The sequence below is a fragment of the Actinoplanes sp. NPDC049265 genome (assembly GCF_043197135.1).
GTDB lineage: Bacteria > Actinomycetota > Actinomycetes > Mycobacteriales > Micromonosporaceae > Actinoplanes.
Map to the genome: position 1 here is coordinate 117,499 of NZ_JBICSP010000005.1, position 18,337 is coordinate 135,835.

The 18,337-nt window shown below is 71.0% G+C and carries 18 protein-coding genes; 3 read left to right on the top strand and 15 right to left on the bottom strand.

The genetic code is table 11. From position 1 onward, the window contains the following. Window positions 1-15: 15 nt before the first annotated feature. The 4 genes from ACGFIO_RS15105 to ACGFIO_RS15120 all read right to left on the bottom strand — a co-directional run bounded on the left by ACGFIO_RS15105 (window position 16) and on the right by ACGFIO_RS15120 (window position 4,461). Window positions 16-1,674 carry an RICIN domain-containing protein gene (locus tag ACGFIO_RS15105; RefSeq protein ID WP_392826616.1) on the bottom strand — a complete coding sequence of 553 codons (1,659 nt, stop codon included), beginning with the start codon at window positions 1,672-1,674 and terminating at the stop codon, window positions 16-18. A gap of 85 nt (window positions 1,675-1,759) precedes the next feature. Then, the gene (locus ACGFIO_RS15110) at window positions 1,760-2,317 is read right to left on the bottom strand and encodes a sigma-70 family RNA polymerase sigma factor (protein WP_392826618.1); all 558 of its coding nucleotides are present in this window, start codon (window positions 2,315-2,317) and stop codon (window positions 1,760-1,762) included. Window positions 2,318-2,519: 202 nt separating this feature from the next. Continuing rightward, window positions 2,520-3,164: a response regulator gene (locus tag ACGFIO_RS15115; RefSeq protein ID WP_392826619.1), complete on the bottom strand. Its 645-nt coding sequence runs from the start codon at window positions 3,162-3,164 to the stop codon at window positions 2,520-2,522. Between the two features lie 28 nt (window positions 3,165-3,192). Beyond that, window positions 3,193-4,461 carry a sensor histidine kinase gene (locus ACGFIO_RS15120; RefSeq protein ID WP_392826621.1) on the bottom strand — a complete coding sequence of 423 codons (1,269 nt, stop codon included), beginning with the start codon at window positions 4,459-4,461 and terminating at the stop codon, window positions 3,193-3,195. A gap of 127 nt (window positions 4,462-4,588) precedes the next feature. Here ACGFIO_RS15120 and ACGFIO_RS15125 point away from each other — a divergent pair, with 127 nt between their 5' ends. Further along, on the top strand, window positions 4,589-5,713 hold the full coding sequence (locus tag ACGFIO_RS15125; RefSeq protein ID WP_392826622.1) for a serine hydrolase domain-containing protein: 1,125 nt from the start codon (window positions 4,589-4,591) through the stop codon (window positions 5,711-5,713). A 115-nt stretch (window positions 5,714-5,828) separates the two neighbouring features. Beyond that, window positions 5,829-6,107, top strand: a complete 279-nt coding sequence (locus ACGFIO_RS15130) for a helix-turn-helix domain-containing protein (RefSeq protein ID WP_392826624.1) — start codon at window positions 5,829-5,831, stop codon at window positions 6,105-6,107. A 129-nt stretch (window positions 6,108-6,236) separates the two neighbouring features. Here the strand turns inward: ACGFIO_RS15130 and ACGFIO_RS15135 are convergent, their stop codons facing one another. The 9 genes from ACGFIO_RS15135 to ACGFIO_RS15175 form a co-directional block, all read right to left on the bottom strand. Continuing rightward, entirely contained in the window at window positions 6,237-7,208 is a 972-nt protein-coding gene (locus ACGFIO_RS15135; RefSeq protein WP_392826625.1) for an SGNH/GDSL hydrolase family protein, read from the bottom strand. Window positions 7,209-7,720: 512 nt separating this feature from the next. Continuing rightward, complete coding sequence (locus tag ACGFIO_RS15140; RefSeq protein ID WP_392826627.1) at window positions 7,721-9,193, bottom strand: DHA2 family efflux MFS transporter permease subunit; 1,473 nt, start codon at window positions 9,191-9,193, stop codon at window positions 7,721-7,723. A 10-nt stretch (window positions 9,194-9,203) separates the two neighbouring features. After that, a complete protein-coding gene (locus ACGFIO_RS15145; RefSeq protein ID WP_392826628.1) occupies window positions 9,204-9,992 on the bottom strand; it encodes an NAD(P)H-binding protein in 789 nt (262 codons plus the stop codon). 33 nt (window positions 9,993-10,025) lie between these two features. After that, entirely contained in the window at window positions 10,026-10,664 is a 639-nt protein-coding gene (locus ACGFIO_RS15150; RefSeq protein WP_392826630.1) for a DJ-1/PfpI family protein, read from the bottom strand. Window positions 10,665-10,681: 17 nt separating this feature from the next. Further along, window positions 10,682-12,160: an amidohydrolase family protein gene (locus ACGFIO_RS15155; RefSeq protein ID WP_392826631.1), complete on the bottom strand. Its 1,479-nt coding sequence runs from the start codon at window positions 12,158-12,160 to the stop codon at window positions 10,682-10,684. Continuing rightward, window positions 12,157-13,089, bottom strand: coding sequence for an alpha/beta hydrolase (locus tag ACGFIO_RS15160; RefSeq protein ID WP_392826632.1), 933 nt, complete (start codon window positions 13,087-13,089; stop codon window positions 12,157-12,159). The genes ACGFIO_RS15155 and ACGFIO_RS15160 overlap by 4 nt, the downstream gene beginning before the upstream one ends. A gap of 74 nt (window positions 13,090-13,163) precedes the next feature. Further along, window positions 13,164-14,168, bottom strand: coding sequence for an ABC transporter permease (locus tag ACGFIO_RS15165; RefSeq protein WP_392826634.1), 1,005 nt, complete (start codon window positions 14,166-14,168; stop codon window positions 13,164-13,166). Continuing rightward, the gene (locus ACGFIO_RS15170; protein ID WP_392826636.1) at window positions 14,168-14,872 is read right to left on the bottom strand and encodes an ATP-binding cassette domain-containing protein; all 705 of its coding nucleotides are present in this window, start codon (window positions 14,870-14,872) and stop codon (window positions 14,168-14,170) included. The genes ACGFIO_RS15165 and ACGFIO_RS15170 overlap by 1 nt, the downstream gene beginning before the upstream one ends. Continuing rightward, window positions 14,872-15,843 carry a sugar ABC transporter substrate-binding protein gene (locus ACGFIO_RS15175; RefSeq protein WP_392826638.1) on the bottom strand — a complete coding sequence of 324 codons (972 nt, stop codon included), beginning with the start codon at window positions 15,841-15,843 and terminating at the stop codon, window positions 14,872-14,874. The genes ACGFIO_RS15170 and ACGFIO_RS15175 overlap by 1 nt, the downstream gene beginning before the upstream one ends. A gap of 139 nt (window positions 15,844-15,982) precedes the next feature. Here ACGFIO_RS15175 and ACGFIO_RS15180 point away from each other — a divergent pair, with 139 nt between their 5' ends. Continuing rightward, a complete protein-coding gene (locus ACGFIO_RS15180) occupies window positions 15,983-16,933 on the top strand; it encodes a GlxA family transcriptional regulator (protein WP_392826639.1) in 951 nt (316 codons plus the stop codon). A 1-nt stretch (window position 16,934) separates the two neighbouring features. Here the strand turns inward: ACGFIO_RS15180 and ACGFIO_RS15185 are convergent, their stop codons facing one another. Next, the gene (locus ACGFIO_RS15185) at window positions 16,935-17,672 is read right to left on the bottom strand and encodes a hypothetical protein (RefSeq protein ID WP_392826640.1); all 738 of its coding nucleotides are present in this window, start codon (window positions 17,670-17,672) and stop codon (window positions 16,935-16,937) included. Further along, window positions 17,669-18,196, bottom strand: a complete 528-nt coding sequence (locus ACGFIO_RS15190) for an RNA polymerase sigma factor (RefSeq protein WP_392826641.1) — start codon at window positions 18,194-18,196, stop codon at window positions 17,669-17,671. The genes ACGFIO_RS15185 and ACGFIO_RS15190 overlap by 4 nt, the downstream gene beginning before the upstream one ends. Window positions 18,197-18,337: the final 141 nt, after the last annotated feature.

Genomic DNA, 18,337 nt, shown 5'->3' on the forward strand with positions numbered 1-18,337 from the left:
CCCGCCGGGCCGGTGTCACTGTTTCACGAAACGCCACTTCTGGTCCCTCTGGTTGTCATGGCGGCTCAGCTGCTCCACCCAGTATCCATTCCAGGTGGTGCCGTTGTCCTTGGGCGGGCCCAGGTCCTCGCCGAGCAGCTCCATCACCCGGCCCGAATGGCGGTTGGTCATGACGACCCGACCGGCGCCGACGTCCTCGAGCAGCCACTGCTGGTTCTCGTCGTTGTCGTCGCGGGCGTACACCGCCATCTTGGCGTTCTCCTGCGTGGAGCCGTCCTCCACGGCCAGGGCCATGTTGTTCCAGGCGTTGGCGATGATCACATGCTTCTTGTCCGGCGCCGGCTGGAGCTTCCAGTACTGGTCGTCGTACTTCTCGTTCTTCCACATGTGGACCCGGCTGCCCGGCTTCGTGTTCTCGTTGATGCCGGGGAGCTCGACGATCGCGTCGGCCCACGCGTTCCAGATCTGGTACTTGGCGTTCGGGTCGTACGCGAACAGCTTCGGCCCCTTGGGCTTCTCGTCGGCCGGCTTCTGCTCGTCCGGCTTCCCGGCCTCGGGCTTGGCCGACGGTTCGGGCTTGGCCGGCTTGCTCGTCGACGGTGCGGCGCTCGGCTTCGGGGCCGGCGCGTTCAGCCGCTTGTCCTTGTCGTACTCGGCCACGTGGGCCGGCACCACGTCGGCCAGCTGGCTGACGTTGACCCGCGGCAGGCCGTCGGCCCGGCGTACCGCGTCGATCCCCCACTGGTACGCACCCAGCGCCATCCGGTACGGGTCGTCGCCGTTGAGGTGGGAGAGCTGCTGCGTCATGTCACACATGGCCACGCCGAGGGCCGGGATCGCGTCGGCCGGCCGCCAGACCGAGGTGTCCGCGCCGGGCTCGTACCGAGCCCACATCGCCGGGGTGAACTGGGCGACACCCTGCCGGTCGGCGGTCCGCCGGTTCACGTCGAAGCCGGACACCGCCCGCAGCTGGGCCGCGATCCGGGCCGGGGTGATCTCCTTGCACATCCGGCCGGCCGCCTGGATCGGCTGCACCAGGTCCTCGGGCACCTCGACCGCGTCGGCGGCCTTCGGGTCGGCCGACGGGGTGCCGGCCTTGGCCGAGAACTGAGGCTGCTCGGAGTACCAGGCGGCGTAGCCCTTGACCTTGTCGACGTAGGTCTTCGTGTCCTTGGGGATGCCGTGGGCGGCGAGCACGGACTTGAGGCCACCGCGCTCGGCCGCGACGGCCGTGGGCCACAGGTCGCCGTCGAATCCGGCGGCCCGCAGCTGGCCCACGTTCTCGCAGGTCCGGTGGCCGAGAGCGACGATGTTGGCGCGCCGGTCGCCGCGGTTGGCGTCGGACGAGGGGCGCCACTTGTCCCAGGCGGTCTTGTCCAGGCCGGCGACCGTGTCGGCGTTGCCCTTGAAGCCGGACGCGGCCATGATCTGCGCGGCGACCTTCGACGGGTTCAGGGACGGGCAGGACAGGGCCGACTCGACCACCGCGGCCACGTCCGACGCCGGAACCGGCTCACCTTTCAGGGTGTCCGGGTCGGCCGTGGCGGCCATCTCGAACGCGACACCTCCGGACGACAGAATGATCACGACCAGGGCGACGATCTCGACCCGCCGGCGGGTCGACGACAGGAGCCGTCGCCATGGACGGCCCCGGACGATTGCTGATGCTTTCATCGGCTCACTCTTGGCTCGGTCGGTTCAGGACTCGGTCGGTTCAAAGGGAAACCTGCGAACATGACGCAGGAACGCGCGCCTGGGTTCACGACGGCCCCGACTTTTTTTCGTCGCCGCCGCCGGGCTCGGGGCCGAACTCGAAGCCGCGGCTGTGCAGGGCCTCACGCAGCGCCCGGATGGCGTAGTAGGTGCGGGACTTGACGGTGCCCGCCGGTACGTCGAGCACGTCGGCCGCCTCCGACACCGACCGCTCCCGGAAGAAGATCTCGACCAGCGTGATCCGGAGCCGCTCGGGCAGGGAGTCGAGGGCGGCCCGCACCTCGCGCGCGTCCAGCAGTCGCTCGACGGCGTCCTCGGACGCCGGATGCGCGTCGATGTACTCGATCGGCAGCTCGGCCGGGCGGACCGCCGCCGAGCGGACCTGGTCGATCAGGATGCGTTTGGCCACAGTGAACAGCCAGGCCCGGTTCCAGCGCCCCTCGGCGTTGCGGGCCTCCGGGTTCCGCCACGCCCGCAGGAGTGTTTCCTGGACGATGTCCTCGGCCTGGTGAACGTCGCCGTTGGTGAGCCTGATCAAAAAGCTGAGCAGCACCGGGGCGTGCACCTGCTGCAGATGGCGCAACGCGGCGTCGTCGCTGGACAATTCGCCACCGGGTCGCCCCGGAATGGCGCCGTCCGGGCGCTGCGCATTGACATCATGGGGGGGCCGCACTCGGGTCAGAGTGGCAGTCGAGGTGTCGGGCTGTCCATGGAGAGGCGCCCAGGTTGGTGCGGACAACCACTTAGACAGGTCCGAAAGTCTCCATTCGCCGAATCGGCAGAATGCCTGCCGATCGCGAATGACCTTAACTTTGCAGGTATGCAAGTACCGCTCGGACGCGGCGGTGCTGCTCGTCGTCCTGGTACAGGCTGAGCTTTGTGAAGATGTTTCGTACGTGTTTCTCGACGGCGCCGTCGGTTACCACCATCCGGCGGGCTATCGCATTGTTCGACCGGCCCTCGGCCATCAGCGACAACACCTCGCGCTCGCGTGGCGTCAGGTTGCGCAGCGGGTCGTCCCGGTGCCGCCGGACGAGCAGCTGAGACACCACCTCGGGGTCGAGCACGGTCCCGCCGCCGGCCACCCGTTCCAGCGCGTCGAGGAACTCCGCGATCTCCGAGACCCGGTCCTTCAGCAGGTAGCCGATCGCGCCGGCGCGGTCGGCGAGCAGGTCGTCGGCGTACGAGACCTCGACGTACTGCGAGAGCACCAGGATCGGCGTACCCGGAACCAGCGATCTGGCCTCGACCGCCGCACGCAGGCCCTCGTCAGTGTGCGACGGCGGCATCCGGACATCCACGATGGACACCTCGGGAAGGTGCTCGGTGATGGCGGACACCAGCGCGGGGCCGTCGCCGACGGCGGCGAGAACGGTGTGCCCGTTCTCTTCCAGCAGCCGCACCAGGCCCTCACGCAGCAGCACCGCGTCGTCGGCGATCACAACCCGCATGCCGCCATCCTGCCAGGTCGCGGACGACTCAGACGGGCAGGGCGACCCGGATCGCCGTACCCTCCCCGGCCGCGCTGAACACGTCGAACTCGCCGCCCGCGGCCCGGACCCGATCCTCCAGCCCGGCCAGGCCGTGCCCCTTGTCGATCGCGGCGCCGCCGACCCCGTCGTCCAGGATCTCGATCAGCAGCCGCCCGGCCGACTGCCGCACCGTCACCCGGGCCGCGGTCGCCTGGCTGTGCTTGGCCACGTTGGTCAGCGACTCGGCCACCACGAAGTACGCGGCCGACTCGACCGCCGGATCGAGCCGCTCGATGCCGGGCGCGACCAGCTCCACCGGCACCGTGCAGCGCCCGGCCACCGCGGTCAGCGCGGCGGTGAGCCCGCGGTCGACCAGGATCGGCGGGGCGATGCCGCGGGACAGCGCACGCAGCTCGTCCAGGGTCTCCCGGGTCTGGGTGAGCGCCTCGGTCACCGTGGCCCGGGCCGCCTCCGGGTCCTGGGCGAACTGCTGTTCGGCCCGGCCCAGGTCCATGGCCAGCCGGATCAGCCGCTGCTGAGGGCCGTCGTGGATGTCGCGTTCGAGCCGGCGTAGCGCGACCGCCTCGGCCGACACGGCGGCGTCCTTCTGCGCGCGGGCGGTGTCGCGGGCCAGCTCGGCCTGGGCGACCTGCTCGCGCAGCTCCCCGAACCGGCTCAGCAGCAGCTGCGCGAAAGCGGTGTTGAGCAGGGCCATGCCGCGCACGACCGGGTAGAGGGTGAGCGCGAAGAACAGCCCGATGGCGATGTTGAAGGCCCAGCGCATGGCGATGCTGTCGCCCAGGCCGAGCAGGTACGGCAGACCGTGCGAGTCGGGGCTGTTCGTGATGGCCCAGTCGTACAGCGGCGTGGCCAGCCCGGCGATGGCGACCGTCCACCAGGTCAGCACGACGGAGAAGGCGATGGTGGCCGGGATGAAGCGGAACATGGCGTGCAGCAGGTCGAGCCAGCTCTGCCCGTCGGTGAGGGGTGTGACCGCGCGCCGCCAGAAACCCCCGCCGGTCGCCCGCTTGTAGGCCACGTGGGGCAGCCGGTGCCCGAGCACCGGCCCGACCCGGGCCCGTTCCATGATCGCCAGGCCGCGCATCGCGAAGAAGGTGACCGCGAGCAGCGGTACGCCGACCCAGACCACCGCCAGCCCGACACCGGCCCAGAACAGGGCCATCGAGAGCACGACCGCGATCAGGCCGAGCGGAAAGCCGACGAGCACGTACTGCGTGTCCAGACCGAGCCGGCGGAAGAAGCGTCCTGCGTTCATGCGTCCGACGTTAGGCACCGCAGCCTCCCCGGCCGATCCCGCTGACCGCCCGACCGAGAGTAGGGATAACCCGACTCCATGCTCAACCCGGCGGTAGCCTGATCGGGGACGAACCTGGAGTAATCGGATGGAAGACTGGATCGACCTGCGTACGCAGGTGCAGAAGACGATCGACAGCCTGGTCGGGTCCGGGCGCGAGGTCGGCGTACAGATCGCCGCTTACCTGGACGGCCGGTTGATCGTGAACGCGGTGTCCGGCCTGGCCGACGCCTCCACCGGCAACAAGGTCACCCCGGACACCCCGTTCCACAGCTTCTGCACCGCGGGCAAGGCCCTGACCAGCGCCTGCGTCCACGTGCTGGCCGAGCAAGGCAAGATCGATTACGACCTGCGGATAGCCGACGTGTGGCCGGAGTACGCGCGGCACGGCAAGGGCGGCACCACACTGCGGCACGTGCTGACCCACTCGGCCGGGGTGCCGCAACTGCCGTCGTACACCATGCCCGAGGACTTCCTCGACTGGGACCGGATGTGCCGGACGATCGCGATGTCCGCCCCGCTCTGGGAACCCGGCACGCAACAGGGCTACCACGCCTGGACGTACGGCTGGCTGGTCGGCGAGACGGTGCGCCGGGCCACCGGCCGGGCGCTGTCCTGGGTGCTGTCCGAGGACATCGCCCGCCCGCTGCACGCCGAGCGTGAGCTCTTCTTCGGCGTACCCGACAAGATCCCGCTGAGTCACCTCGCGCGCCTCACCGACCGCAACTGGTCCGCCTCGCTCGACACCCTCAGTGAGAACCTGCCCAATTTCGAGAAGATCGCACCCGCGGGGGTACGCCCGGAAGCGACGCTCGCGAACCGGCGCGACATCCTGCGCACCGACATCCCCGCATCGGGCACGGCCAGTGCCAAGGGCCTCGCCCGCATGTACGCGGCCCTGATGGGCGAGGTCGACGGTGTCCGCCTGATCTCCGCCGAGCGGCTGCGGCAGATCACCGGCGTGGCCACGCACGGACCGGACTGGTCATTCGGCGGCGACTTCCCCAAGGCCCTCGGCTACGGCCTCGACGTGGACGGCCGGCGCTGCGGCTGGGCCGGCATGGGCGGCAGCCTGGCCGGCATGTACCCCGAACTCAACCTGTCGGTCGCCTGCCTCAAGAACCACCTCGGCACCAACGACGGCGACCCGATGGAGGGCGTGGCCGAGCTGATCCGCTCGACCGTCGCCAACACCCCGGTGACGACCGGCTGAGTTTCCCCTTCCTACCCCGGCTCGATGTCATCGCGGGCAACCGGTCAGCTTTCGGGGCCGCCGGCGAGTCGTCGCGGTGGTGAGACGACAGCAGGTTGAGCAGATAACCGCCTACATGCGCGAGCGGCTGGCGGACGACATCACGGTCGAGGAGCTCGCCGCGCTCGTCGACGTCAGCCGGTTCCACTTCATCCGGGTCTTCGCCCGGAGCACCGGCCACACGCCCTACCAGTACCTGCGCCGGATCCGGATGCGGACCGGGGCGGAGTTGTTGCGTACCACGGCTCATCCGGTCGCGCGGATCGCCGGGATCTGCGGCTACCGCAGCGCCGGGCAGTTCGCGGCCGCCTTCCGCAAGGAGTTCGGCGTCAGCCCGACCCGCTTCCGTGGGTGAGCCGCTCCCGGCCGTCGTCGTCTTCCCAGTGGTAGCGAAGGGCGGTATCCGCTGCGCGGATACCGCCCTCGCCTACCACTGATCTCGTCCCACCACCGGCCTCGACGGCCGGGAGCGGCATTCGGCTCTCTACTCGGAAACGACCCGGACCCGGCGCGGACGCCACACCGTGAACCCGACCACGCCGGCCACGATCAGCAGCAGCCCGACGCCGACGATGACACCGACGCCCGGCCCGGTGACCGGAAGGCCGCCACCCCCGCCGCCCTGGTGCGGTGCGGCCACGGCCCCGCCGGCCGTCTTGGTCGGCGACGGAGACGTGGTCGGGTCACCCGACGGCGGCGTGGTCGCGCCGTCCCGCTCCTGAATCCAGGCGATGATCTCGTCAACCGAGCCGGCCTGCGCGACGAACGCGGGCAGGAAGCCCTTGGTCTGCCCGACCAGGGTCGGGTGCAACACGGTCTCGTTGCCGAGGCCCTCGGCGCCGACCAGCCACGGCTCGGGCGTGCACTGCGCGTGCCCGGCGAAGGCGGCCGACACGTCGACGAACGTCGCCTTGGCCGCGGCCGCCGTGGCCGCCAGCACCTGGTTGAGGCCGGTGATCGCGGCCGTGCCGGCGGTCCGCAGCGCCGCCGGCAACGGAAGCCCCGGGCACTGCGCGGCGTCGGCGAACGGCACCGGGTAGCCGGTGACGACCAGCTTGGCCTTCGGCGCCTTGACCCGGACCCGGGTCAGCAACTCGCCGACGCCGGCCGGAACGGTGGTCGCGAGGGCCTGCGGAATCCGGGCCAGCGCGGTGGTGCACGCCTCACCCTGCGGGGCGGTGGCGCAGAGGCGCAGCGTATCGGTGAGACCGAGGTCGTTGGCCCCCACGGTGACGCTGACCAGGTCGGTGTCCGCGGTCAGCTTGTCCAGCTGAGTCCGGATGACGTCGGCCGAGGTGGCGGCGCTGCACGCGGCCAGGGTCAGGTGAACCTTGTCCTTGTCGGCGGCCCACAACACCGGGAAGGCACCGGCGGTGGTCCGGCACGCGCCGGTCTCGGTGCCGGCGCCGACACCGGCGGCGTACGAGTCACCGAGCGCGACGTAATCGACCGTCACCGGCGCGGGGGCAGCGACCGCGGCGGCTGAGGGGGTGAGAGCCGCCGCGGTCGCGGCGAGGAGCGAAAGAACCATAAGCTTCGGGCGCAAAACCATGAGGTGCGAATATCCGGCATCAACCAAGCGACGTCAACGAATGCGCCCAAAGTTGCGCACTTGATTGCCCTCGCGACAACCTCAGCCAGAATCCGACCGCCGGAAATACTCCCGCCAGGCCGCCGGCACCCGCCGCGGGCGTCGCCGCTCGCGGCCCAGCAGCGCCGGGCCGACCGGGTGTGCGTGACCGGCCGCACCCGGACCGGAACCGCGGCCGGACACAACAACGCGGTCGGCGCGACCAGCAGCACCGCCACCGCTGACGGATCGGCCGGCACCGAGGCAGAAACGTGATCCATCCATGCGCCCAAGAACGCCATCAGCTCGGTGTGGTTCATCGCGGCCGGAACGTTTCCCGAATGCACCCGGTCAAGGAGTGCACGGTTCGCGCCGGCCGATGTGCAGGTACGTGCACATCATTCAGAATGGGAACGTGCGTGCGGACGCGCCGGGGGTGCGGCCGGGTCGCAGAACGAGCACGGCTCCTCGTGGGCCGGCAGGCGAGCCGGGATCAGCCGGAACGCCAGCGCGCCGCCGATCACCAGGAGCCCGGCGCAGATCAGCATCGCGTGGCGGTAGACCGGGTGCAGCGTCGACGGGTCGGTCAGGTTGCCGTCGCCCAGGCCCGCGGCCAGGGGCAGCACCGCCACCGAGAGCAGGCCGGCCGCCCGGGCCACCGCGTTGTTGACGCCCGAGGCGATGCCGGCGAAACGGTCCTCCAAGGCGCCGAGGGCGGTCGCGGTGAGCGGGGCGACCAGCAGCGACAGGCCCAGGCCGAAGATGATCACCGCGGGCAGGACGTTCAGCAGGTACGAGGCTCCGGCGCCGACCATCGACAGCAGGACCAGGGCGACCGCGCAGATCAGCGGCCCCACGGTCATCGGGATGCGCGGGCCGATCCGCTGGCCCAGAGCACCGGCCCGGGACGACAGCAGCAGCATCAGCCCGGTCACCGGCAGCAGCGCGATGCCGCCGGTGAGCGGGCTGAACCCGGCCACCACCTGAAGGTTGAGCACGACCAGGAAGAAGACGCCGCCGTTGGCCGCGTACACCAGGAAGGTCACGATGTTGGCGCCGGTGAACGCCTTGGCCGAGAAGACGCCGAGCGGCAGCATGGGGTGTGGTGACCGGCGTTCGACCAGCACGAACGCGATCATCCCGGCCACGCCCAGGGCGAGCGGGGCGAGCACCGCGGCGCTGCCCGGCCCGTGTTCCGGCCAGGCCGTGAAGCCGTAGGTCAGTCCGCCCAGCCCGGCCGCCCCGGTCAGCACACCGGCCAGGTCGGGGCGGCGGGCGGCGGCCGGGTTGCGCGATTCCGGCACGTGGCGGATCGCGACGATCAACACCAGGGTGGCGACGGGTACGTTGATCAGGAAGATCAGCCGCCAGTCGGCCGCCTCGACCAGCCAGCCGCCGAGGAACGGCCCGAGGGCGCCGCCGATCCCGCCGAGCCCGGACCACGCGCCGATCGCCCGTGATCGGTCGCCCGGCTCGAACGACGCCTCCAGGATGGCCAGCGCCCCGGGGGTGAGCAGGGCTCCCCCGATGCCCTGCAACACCCGCGCGGCGATCAGCAGTTCGACGTTCGGTGCCACGCCGCACAGCAGCGAGGCGGCCGCGAACCAGCTGATACCGACGATGAACACGCGTTTGCGCCCGTACCGGTCACCCAGCGACCCGCCCAGCAGGATGAGTGAGGCCAGGCTCAGCGCGTACCCGTTGATGGTCCATTGCAGATCGGCGGCGCCCGCGCCGAGGTCGTGGCCGATCGCCGGCAACGCGATGTTGACCACCGTCGCGTCGATGAAGGCGAGGCTCGACCCGAGCACGGTGGCCAGCAGCACCCAGCGACCGGCCGGGGTGCCGTACCGGACAAGACCTTGATCCATGCCCTCCTTGTTACCGGAAATCCGCAGCGTGGTGGTGGCACCAGTCCCGAAATGCCCGAGCCGGCCGGCCGGTGATCCGCGCGACAGTGTCGGTGACCGGTTCGCCGGTGCCGACCAGCGACGCCCAGTAGGTCAGCGAGGCGTCCACGAACCCGGCGTCACCCCACTCGGCCAGCAGCTGCTGCCGCGCCGTCTCGGGCGCCAGTTCGATCCACCGCAGCGGCCGCCCGATCGCCTCGCCGATGAGCCGGACCTGCTCGGCCTGGGTCACGTTCTCCGGCCCGGTCAGGTGCGGCCTCTGCCCGTCGAGGACATCGCTGGTCAGCGCCGTGACGGCGACGTCGGCGATGTCACGCTCGTCGATCAGCGAGCGGGCGGCGGCGCCGTACGGCCACCGCACCGCCCCCTCGTCGCGGATCATGCCGGCCCAGCCCAGTGTGTTCGTGGCGAAGCCGCCGGGCCGCAGGAACACCCAGTCGCCGCCACTGCGCTCGACCGCCTGCTCGACCTCACCCCAGAAGCCGTGTTCGGCGCCGGCCGCGGACAGGTAGACCACCTTGCGTACCCGCCGGGTGATCGTCGCGACGGTCTTGTCGATGCCGGGTACGCCGGGGCCGGGCCAGACCAGGAACACCGCGTCCACCCCGGCCAGGGCGGCGTCGAGCGAGGCCGGATCGCCCAGGTCGGCGGGCACGTCGCCGGCACTGCGACTGGACGTGCGAACCTGGGCGCCGGCCTCGCTCAGCCCGGCCGCGACGTGCCGCCCCACGTTCCCGGTGGCTCCCGTTACCAGAATCATGGAGCGAGGCTCACACCTGAACCTGGCTTCAAGTCAAGAAGGGAACCGCCCGGACAGCTTCCGGATCGCACCGGCCACAATCGATTCCGGTGCGGTGTCGACCGAACCGGCCTGGTAGGGCGGCTCGGGCGCGTACTCGACGATCAGCTGGACGATCTGCGCCGCCTCGTCGCCCGCGATCCGCCCGGCCAGAGTGAGGGCCATGTCGATGCCGGCCGACACCCCGGCCGCGGTGGCGTAGTGGCCGTCGAAGACCACCCGCTGGGTCGACGGCTCGGCGCCGAGGCCGGCGAGCTGGTCGATCGCACCCCAGTGGGTCGTCGCCCGCCGGCCGGCCAGGAGCCCGGCGCCGGCCAGGATCAGCGAGCCGGTGCACACCGACGTCGTCCAGGTGCTGGTCCGGTCGGCCGCGCGCAGCCACTTGTGCAACGGGCCGTCGGCCATCTGGTCCTGCTGGCCGGGGCCACCGCCGATCAGCACCACCTCGGGCGCGGGCACGTCGGTCAGCTTCGCCGCGGCGTTGATCGACACGCTCTTCAGGTCGTTGGTGATCAGGCCGGGATGCTCGGTCACGAAGACGACCTCGGTGTCGGGCAGCCGGCCCAGCACCTCGTACGGCCCGATCACGTCGAGCGAGGTGAACCCGGGGTAGAGAACGATGGCGACCTGCATGTCACTGCTCCTTCCGCTCACCGGTGGCCGCGGATCGGCCGGCCGGGTAGGACGTGCTCGTGCAACCGGCCGTCGCGGACGACCGCCTCGCCGTTGACGAACACGTGGTGGAAGCCCGTCGAGGGGCTCGTCGAGTGCTGATAGGTGGCGGTGTCGGTGACCCGGTCGGCGTCGAGGACGACGATGTCGGCGTCGCAGCCGGGCTGGATCCGGGCTTTGCGCCGCAGCGCCGGCGCGGCCCGCTCGAGGACGCGGGCCGGTTGCACGGTGCACTTGGCGATGGCCTCGGGCAGGGTGAGCATCCCGGTCTCGCGTACCGCCACCCGCAGCGTGCGGGCGAAGGTGCCGGCGCTGCGCGGATGGGTACGGACGAACGCCGGCGGCGGCCACCGCACCGGGTCGTAGACGTGACCGTCCTCGACCACGAACGGAACGGCGTCGGAGGCGACCACGGTGTCCGGCAGCGCGCAGATCCCGGCGACACGGCCGGGCTCGCGGTCCTCGTCGAACATGGTGATGAAGGCCAGGCCGGACGGGTCGGTGGCCCGCAGTTCGCGCAGCCGATCGGCCGAGGCGACGGTCTCCCCGGTCCGCGCGTAGATCACGTCGCGCGGTGTGCCGGTCGCGCCCAGGACGTGCAGCCGGTCGGGATGAAAGTAGTCGGAGCCGATCGCGCTCATCCCGGATCCGTACGGGTACGCCTCGCTGGTCACCCTCGCCCCTTCGGCGCGCACCCGTTCGACCAGCGCCTGGACCCGCGCCAGGTGCCGGGTCGACGTCGAGTTGATGTGGCAGTAGTGCATGTGCGCGCCGGTCTCCGCGGCCACCCGGGTCAGCTCCTCGGCGCCGTCGACGATCACCCCGGGGTCCTGTTCGACGAGTGGTCGCGCGTGCGTGAACGTCGGCACGCCCACCTCCGCGGCCAGCCGGGCGACCTCGACGAGCTCGGCCGGGTCGGTCGCCGGGGCGTACCCGAGCAGGATCCCGATGCCCAGGGCTCCGGCGGCCAGCTCGCGTTCCACCTGCCCGAGCAGTTCGGCCCGCTGAACCGGTGAGGCCGGCGTACGCCACGCGTCCGAGGCCAGCACGTCGAGGGGGCCGGCGGTCTCGTCCGGGAGGGGCAGGCCACCGACGACGTGCCGGCGCAGCAGCGACCACGAGGCCGCGTACCCGTAGTTGACCGGCCGGCCCTCGGCCGCCGCCCGGGCGTACGCGGCCGCCACCGGCGCGGCACCGGCCTCGAGTTCGAGGGCCGTGGTGACGCCGTCCAGCGCCTGCAGCCGGCCCTCGCCGATGGCCTGCCCGTGACTGTGCAGGTCGATGAAGCCGGGCGCCACCACCAGCCCATGCACGTCGATCTCGGTTCGTGCGTTCAGGCCGGCGGTGGCCACGGCGGCGATCTTGTCGCCGGTCAGAGCCACATCGCGTACGCCGTCCAGCCCGCTCGCCGGGTCGATGACCCGCCCGCCCCGGAGCACCACGTCGTAGGTCGTCACGCCGCGACGGTGACCCGGCTGATCAGGTCGTTGACGTGCTCCATCAGCCGCCCGAAGGCTTGATCGGCCGACGGGACGCGGGCCGCGTAGTCGATCCAGCCGTGCACCTGTTCGGCGTCGAGCTGAACGGTCACTCCGACTCCGGCCTCCCGCAGCCGCCGGGCGTAGTCCTCCTCGGCCGACCGCAGCAGGTCGTGGCCGGCGATGGCCAGGAGCGCGGGCGGCAGCCCGGCCAGCGAGGTGGCCCGGCCCGGCAGCGCGTACGCCGACCCGGCCGCCGCCTCCGGGGCCACGTACTGCCCGAGGAAGAACCGGAGATCCTCGATGGCGACCCGCTTGCCGTCGCTGAACGCCTTCATGCTCGGCCGGTCCAGGTCGTCGTCGATGGCCGGGTAGATCAGGATCTGCGCGTCGATCCGCGGGCCGCCCTCGTCCCGGGCCCGCAACGCGACACAGGCGGCCAGGGTGCCGCCGGCGCTGTCCCCGGCGATGAGGAAAGGCAGCTCCGGATGCAAGGCGCGGGCCCACACCATGGCGTCCCAGGCATCGTCGAACGGCGCCGGGAAAGGGTGCTCGGGCAGCATCCGGTAGTCGACCGCGACGACCACCGCCCCGGTGTCCCGGCACATCCGGCGGGTGACCAGGTCGTGGGTGTCGAGGTCGCCGGTGGTCCACGCCCCGCCGTGCAGGTACACGATGACCGCGGTGGGTCGTTCGGGACGATAGACGCGTACCGGAATCCCCCGCACCTTGTCGTCGGTGACCTGATGCACCGCGACCGCGCGGGCGTTCCGGGTGAAGACCGCGATCGCGTCGCGCATGCCCTGGCGGAGCTCGCCGGTGGTCTGGTCGGCGGCGCGGACGTTTCCGGCCGGGCCGAGTTCGTCGAGCAGCTCGATGATGTCGGGGTCGATGGGGGTCTCGTTCATGTGGCCCTTTCCAGGTTTCGGGCACAGCGGTCCCCAGGCCCGGCCGGCGGACCCGCGGACGCTGCGGCTGGGTGTTATCGCTTCCGGTAGATCCGGGCTCGGCGCAGGTAGTCGACCGCCACCGCGCCGACCAGGATGGCGCCGATCACGATGCTGTTGTACTGCGGCGGGATCCCGGTCAGGACCAGGGCGTTGTCGATCAGCGAGAGCAGGACGGCGCCGACCGCGATGCCCTGGATGTTGCCCAGCCCGCCCAACAGGCTGACGCCGCCGATGAGCACCGCGGTGATCGCGTTCAGGGTGATCGAGGTGCCGCCGGCGGTGACCTGCGCGGCGCCGACCCGGGAGGCATAGACGATGCCGGCCAGGGCGGCCGTGCCGGCGGCGATGACATAGAGCGCGAGGTCGAGGCGTACCACGCGCAGCCCGTTGCCGACCGCGGCCTTGCGGTTGCCGCCCAGGGCCCGGACGTTGACGCCGAACCGGGTGCGTTCGAGCAGAAACCAGAAGGCCAGGCCGACCGCGACGGCGATGAGCACGTCGTTGTAGATGCCGCCGATGTCGCCCTGGGCGATCCGCTGGAACGCGTCCGGGAGTGGCAGGACGTCGTTGCCGCCGGTGACCAGGTTGTCCAGGCCGGTGAGCATGTAGAACGACCCGATGGTGGCGATGATCGGCGGGACGTGCAGGTAGGTGATGACGGCGAAGTTGAGCACCCCGAGGACGCAGCAGATGCCGAGGCCGGCCAGGACGGCCAGGGGCCAGGGCGTACCGCCGACCAGCAGCTTGCCGGTCGACAGGGCGCCGAGGGTGAACACGGCCCCGGCCGAGAAGTCCAGGCCGCCGCCGATGATCAGCAGGGCGGCGCCGCAGGCCATGACGAAGTAGATGACGCTGCTGCGCACGATCTCGGTCAGGTTGCTGGTCGACAGGAACAGGTCGGAGCGGGTCGAGGCAAACACCCCGATCACGATGATGACCGCGATCAGCGTGGTTTCCTGGCGGACCAGGATCTTGGTCAGCCAGCTGTCCCGTGGGCCGCCGTGGTCGCGCGCCCCGGATGCGACGGTCAACGCCATCAGAGCTCCCCCTTGATCGCTCCGGTGATCATGCCGACGATCTCCTCGCGCCCGGTGTCGGCGACCGTCCGGGTGCCGACGGTCCGGCCGAGCCGCAGGACGGTCACGCGGTCGGCGTGCGCGAAGACGAAGTCCAGGTCGTGGCTGACGATGATGACCGCCTTGCCCGCCGCCCGGAGCTCGTCGATGATGTCGCCGACGTGGGCGGTCTCCTGGACGCCGAGCGCGGCGGTCGGCTCGTCCAGCAGCATGATCGGCTTGTCCATCCGGACCGCGCGGGCGACGGCGACGACCTGACGCTGACCGCCGGAGAGCAGACCGACCGGGGTCCGCACGTTGCCGACCCGCACCTTGAGGTCGCGAAGGACCTCGGCCGCCTCGCGTTCCATCCGGCGCCGGTCGAGCACGATGCCGAACCGGCGGGGCAGGTTGCCGAGGGCCATGTTGTGCGCGATGTCCAGGCATTCGACCAGCGCGAGATCCTGGTAGACGACGGCGATGCCACCGTTGACCAGCACTTCGCCCTCGTCGGCGCGGTGGATGCCGGTGACGATCTTGATCGTGGTCGATTTGCCGGCGCCGTTGTCACCGACGATCGCGTGCACTTCGCCGGCGTACGCGTCGAGACGGACATCCTCCAGCGCGGACACCGAGCCGAAGTATTTGCGTACACCGCGCAGCTGCAAGGCCGCGGCGGCGGCCATCAGACCCAGCCCTTGTCCAGCATGCCCTGCACCTCGTCCGGGCCGACCACCTTGACCTGCACCGGCACCGCCGGGGCGGTCTTGCCCTCGTGCACGTCGACCGCGCCGTCGAGCAGCTGCTTGCCGAGCGAGCAGACGTCCTGCAGGAACATCAGGTTGGCGAACCCGTCCTTGACCGCCTCGGAGCCACCGTTGTCGTGACCGACGGGGAGCAGGAACGTCTTGCCCTTGAGGTTCTTGGATTTGATGGCGGAGACGGCGCCCGGCGTCGTCGTACCCATGTGGGTGACGATCTCGGTGATGTCGGGATGGGCAGTGAGCAGCGCGTTGGCCTGCGGGAGGGCCTTGGCCGCGTCGTCGCCGGTGTACACCTCTCCGGCGATGGTGACGTTGCTGGTCTTGGCCGCCGCGGCCTTGACGCCGTCCAACCAGGACTTGCCGAGCCCGGTGTTGGCTGCCGCGACCAGCCCGAGCACGTGCTTACCGGGCAACGCGCCGACGCCGCCGACCACCGCCTCGCCGATCGCCGTGAAGTCCGGGCCGATGTTGTAGTCGGATCCGCTGTCCGGGCCGCCGGCGCCGTAGATCGTCCCGGTCACCACACCGGCCGCCTGCGCCTGCTTGAGCACCTGGGTGAAACCCTCGCTGGCCGGGAACGTGATGATGATGTCCTTCTTGTTCGCGGTGGCCTGCCGCACCTGCTGGATCATGCCGTTGGCGTCGATCGCCTGACCGGTCGAACCGCTCTCGCTCAGGTCGGCGCCGCGCTTTTTCGCCTCGTCCTTCATGCAGTCACCGATCTGCCGCCAGGTCGGATAACTGGGCAGCGGATTGATGAACTGGACCGTTGGCGGCTTCGTGCCCCCGGAGGCCGGTGAGCTGCCCACCGCCGTGTCGTCGGTGGCGCATCCGGACAAACCGGCGAGGACGAGAATCGGCGTCGATAACGCCGCGTAAAGGCGCACGGTCATCATGAATCCTCCTGAAGCGTATTCGCAGCCCGGCCCCGTATTCGAAATGAGAAATTGCTGTTTCCAATAGAGCGATTTTGCGATCTCCCGGAGGACAGGAACAAGTGGCAGGAGCGGCGTCTTGCGATAGATTCCTGCCATGGACGCTTCGCCCCGCCACCGCATCGCCGTGCTGGCGCTCGACAAGGTGCTGCCGATGGAAGTCGGTATGCCGTTCCTGATCTTCGGTCAGCGGGGGCTGCCCTACGACCTGACGCTGTGCGGCCGCGCCGCGGGCCCGGTCGAGACCGACAACGGCTGGTCGGTCAACGTCACCCAGGGCCTGGAGGCGCTCGACACGGCCGACACGGTGATCGTGCCCGCCTTCCGCCGGTTCTCCGAGCCGCCCCCGGCGGACGTGTCGGCCGCGCTGGCCCGCGCCCACCGGCGTGGCGCCCGCATCGCCTCGATCTGCACCGGAGCGTTCGCCCTGGCCTCAGCCGGCCTGCTCGACGGAAAACGCGCGACCACGCACTGGCGCCACGCGCAGGAACTCGCCAACTACTACCCGCGGGTGGCGGTCGATCCGGACGTGCTCTACGTCGATGCCGGCGACGTCATCACTTCGGCCGGCGTGTCCAGCGGCATCGATCTCTGCCTGCATCTGCTGCGCACCGACCACGGCGCGGCGGTCGCGAACGCGGTGGCCCGGGAGATCGTCGCCGCGCCGCGCCGGGAGGGCGGCCAGGCCCAGTTCATCGAACGGCCGTCGAACCCACCGAACAAGGTCGGCCTGGGCAAGACGCTGGAGTGGGCACTGAACCGGCTGGACCAGCCCCTGACGGTGACCGAGCTGGCCACCCACGCCCGGCTCTCCACCCGTACCTTCGCCCGCAGTTTCGCCGCGGAGACCGGCGTGACCCCGCTCAAGTGGCTCAACACGGCTCGCATCGACCGGGCCCGCGAACTCCTCGAGACGACCGACGCCGCCGTGGACCACATCGCCCGGCTCTGCGGGCTGGGCACGCCGGCGAACTTCCGGCAGCACTTCCGCCGGGCGACCGGGGTCACACCGAGCGAGTACCGCCGGACGTTCACCGTGACCGGCTGACTCAGAGCTGCGACTGGCGATAGCTCTTGGTGCCGGCGGCGGTGTGCACGTTGATCAGGAACTTGTCCACCTGACCGCCCGCCGGGCCCGGCCACCAGGCCGTCCACCAGCCCTCCTTGCTGCTGGTCCGAATCGTCATGCCGTCCTCGAGGACCAGGTCGATCCCGGTGACCGACTCGTCCACCCGGCCGGCGATCTGGGAATACTGCCCGTCGCCCTCGCCGACCGAGCTCTGCGTCTCGATCGTGGCGTGTTCCGGCCCGACCGGCGGCAGCGGCCCGTCGGCCAGCCCCATCGTGGCGAAGGCGTCGTCCCCGCCGACCAGCATGCACTCCACCAGCTTCTCGCCGCGCCGCAGGATCAGCGAGGTGGCCGCGCCGCGCTGGTCCGCGAGCAGCACGTCGGCCGAGGTCAGCGTGTCCGGGTCGAAGCCGAGGATGCCCGCCTTGGCGCAGCTCTTGGCCTGTGGCAGCACGTCGGCGCCGCTCAGCGTGCCCGGTGCCGGGGTCCACGACGCGACCGCCTGGTCGGCCGCGCTGGGCAGGAGCGCGGGCACGGCGAGGACGCCGGCGACGGCCGCGGCGGCGACCACGGTGACGCCCACGGCCCATCGGCGTACGGGCAGCGGCCGGCGGCCCGGCTCGGCCATGATCCGCTCCAGCGCGGCCCGGGAACGGGACCATTCGGCCGGGCTGGGCTCCCGGTTCAGTGCCGGGTCGAGCTGCTTCAGGTCGTTCATGACTGCTCCCTCAGGATCAGTTGCGGCAGGGGACTTTCGGTCATCGCGTCGGAGAGACGCTTGCGGGCGCGGCTCAGCCGCATCGCGAAGGTCGACGGGCGGCAGCCGGCCACGACGGCCGCCTCCTCCACGCTCAACCCGTCGAAGATGACCAGCGCGAGCGTCTCGCGGTCGGCCGGGCGCTGCGCGCGCCAGGCCCGTTCCAGATCGACGCGGGTGGCCGCGGCGGAGGAGGGATCGGCCACGGTGGCCGGGTCACTCTCACCCAGCAGGCGTACGTCCAGAGCCCGCCGCCGCAGCCAGCCCCGGGTCTGGTTGGCCATCGTCCGGCGGGCCACCGCGAACAGCCACGGCCGCGCGTCCTCGGGAAGGTCGTCGTACCGGCGCCACGCGGTCATGAACACCGTCGAGATGACGTCCTCCGCCTCGTGCGACGGCACCCGCCGCTCCACGAACCGCAACAGATCCGGGTAGTGCCGCGTGTGCAGCAGCCGGAACCGCTCGGCCCTCTCGTTGTCGGTCATGCCCCCTACCTGTCCGGCCGGGCCGTTCCATCACAGTCGGATCGGATTTGGACAACGGTGCAAGTAACTACGGTGTCAGCGAGTGGGCATCACACCCAGCCCAGTGGTCACATGGTGATCATGAGCGTGCCGGCCGCGATC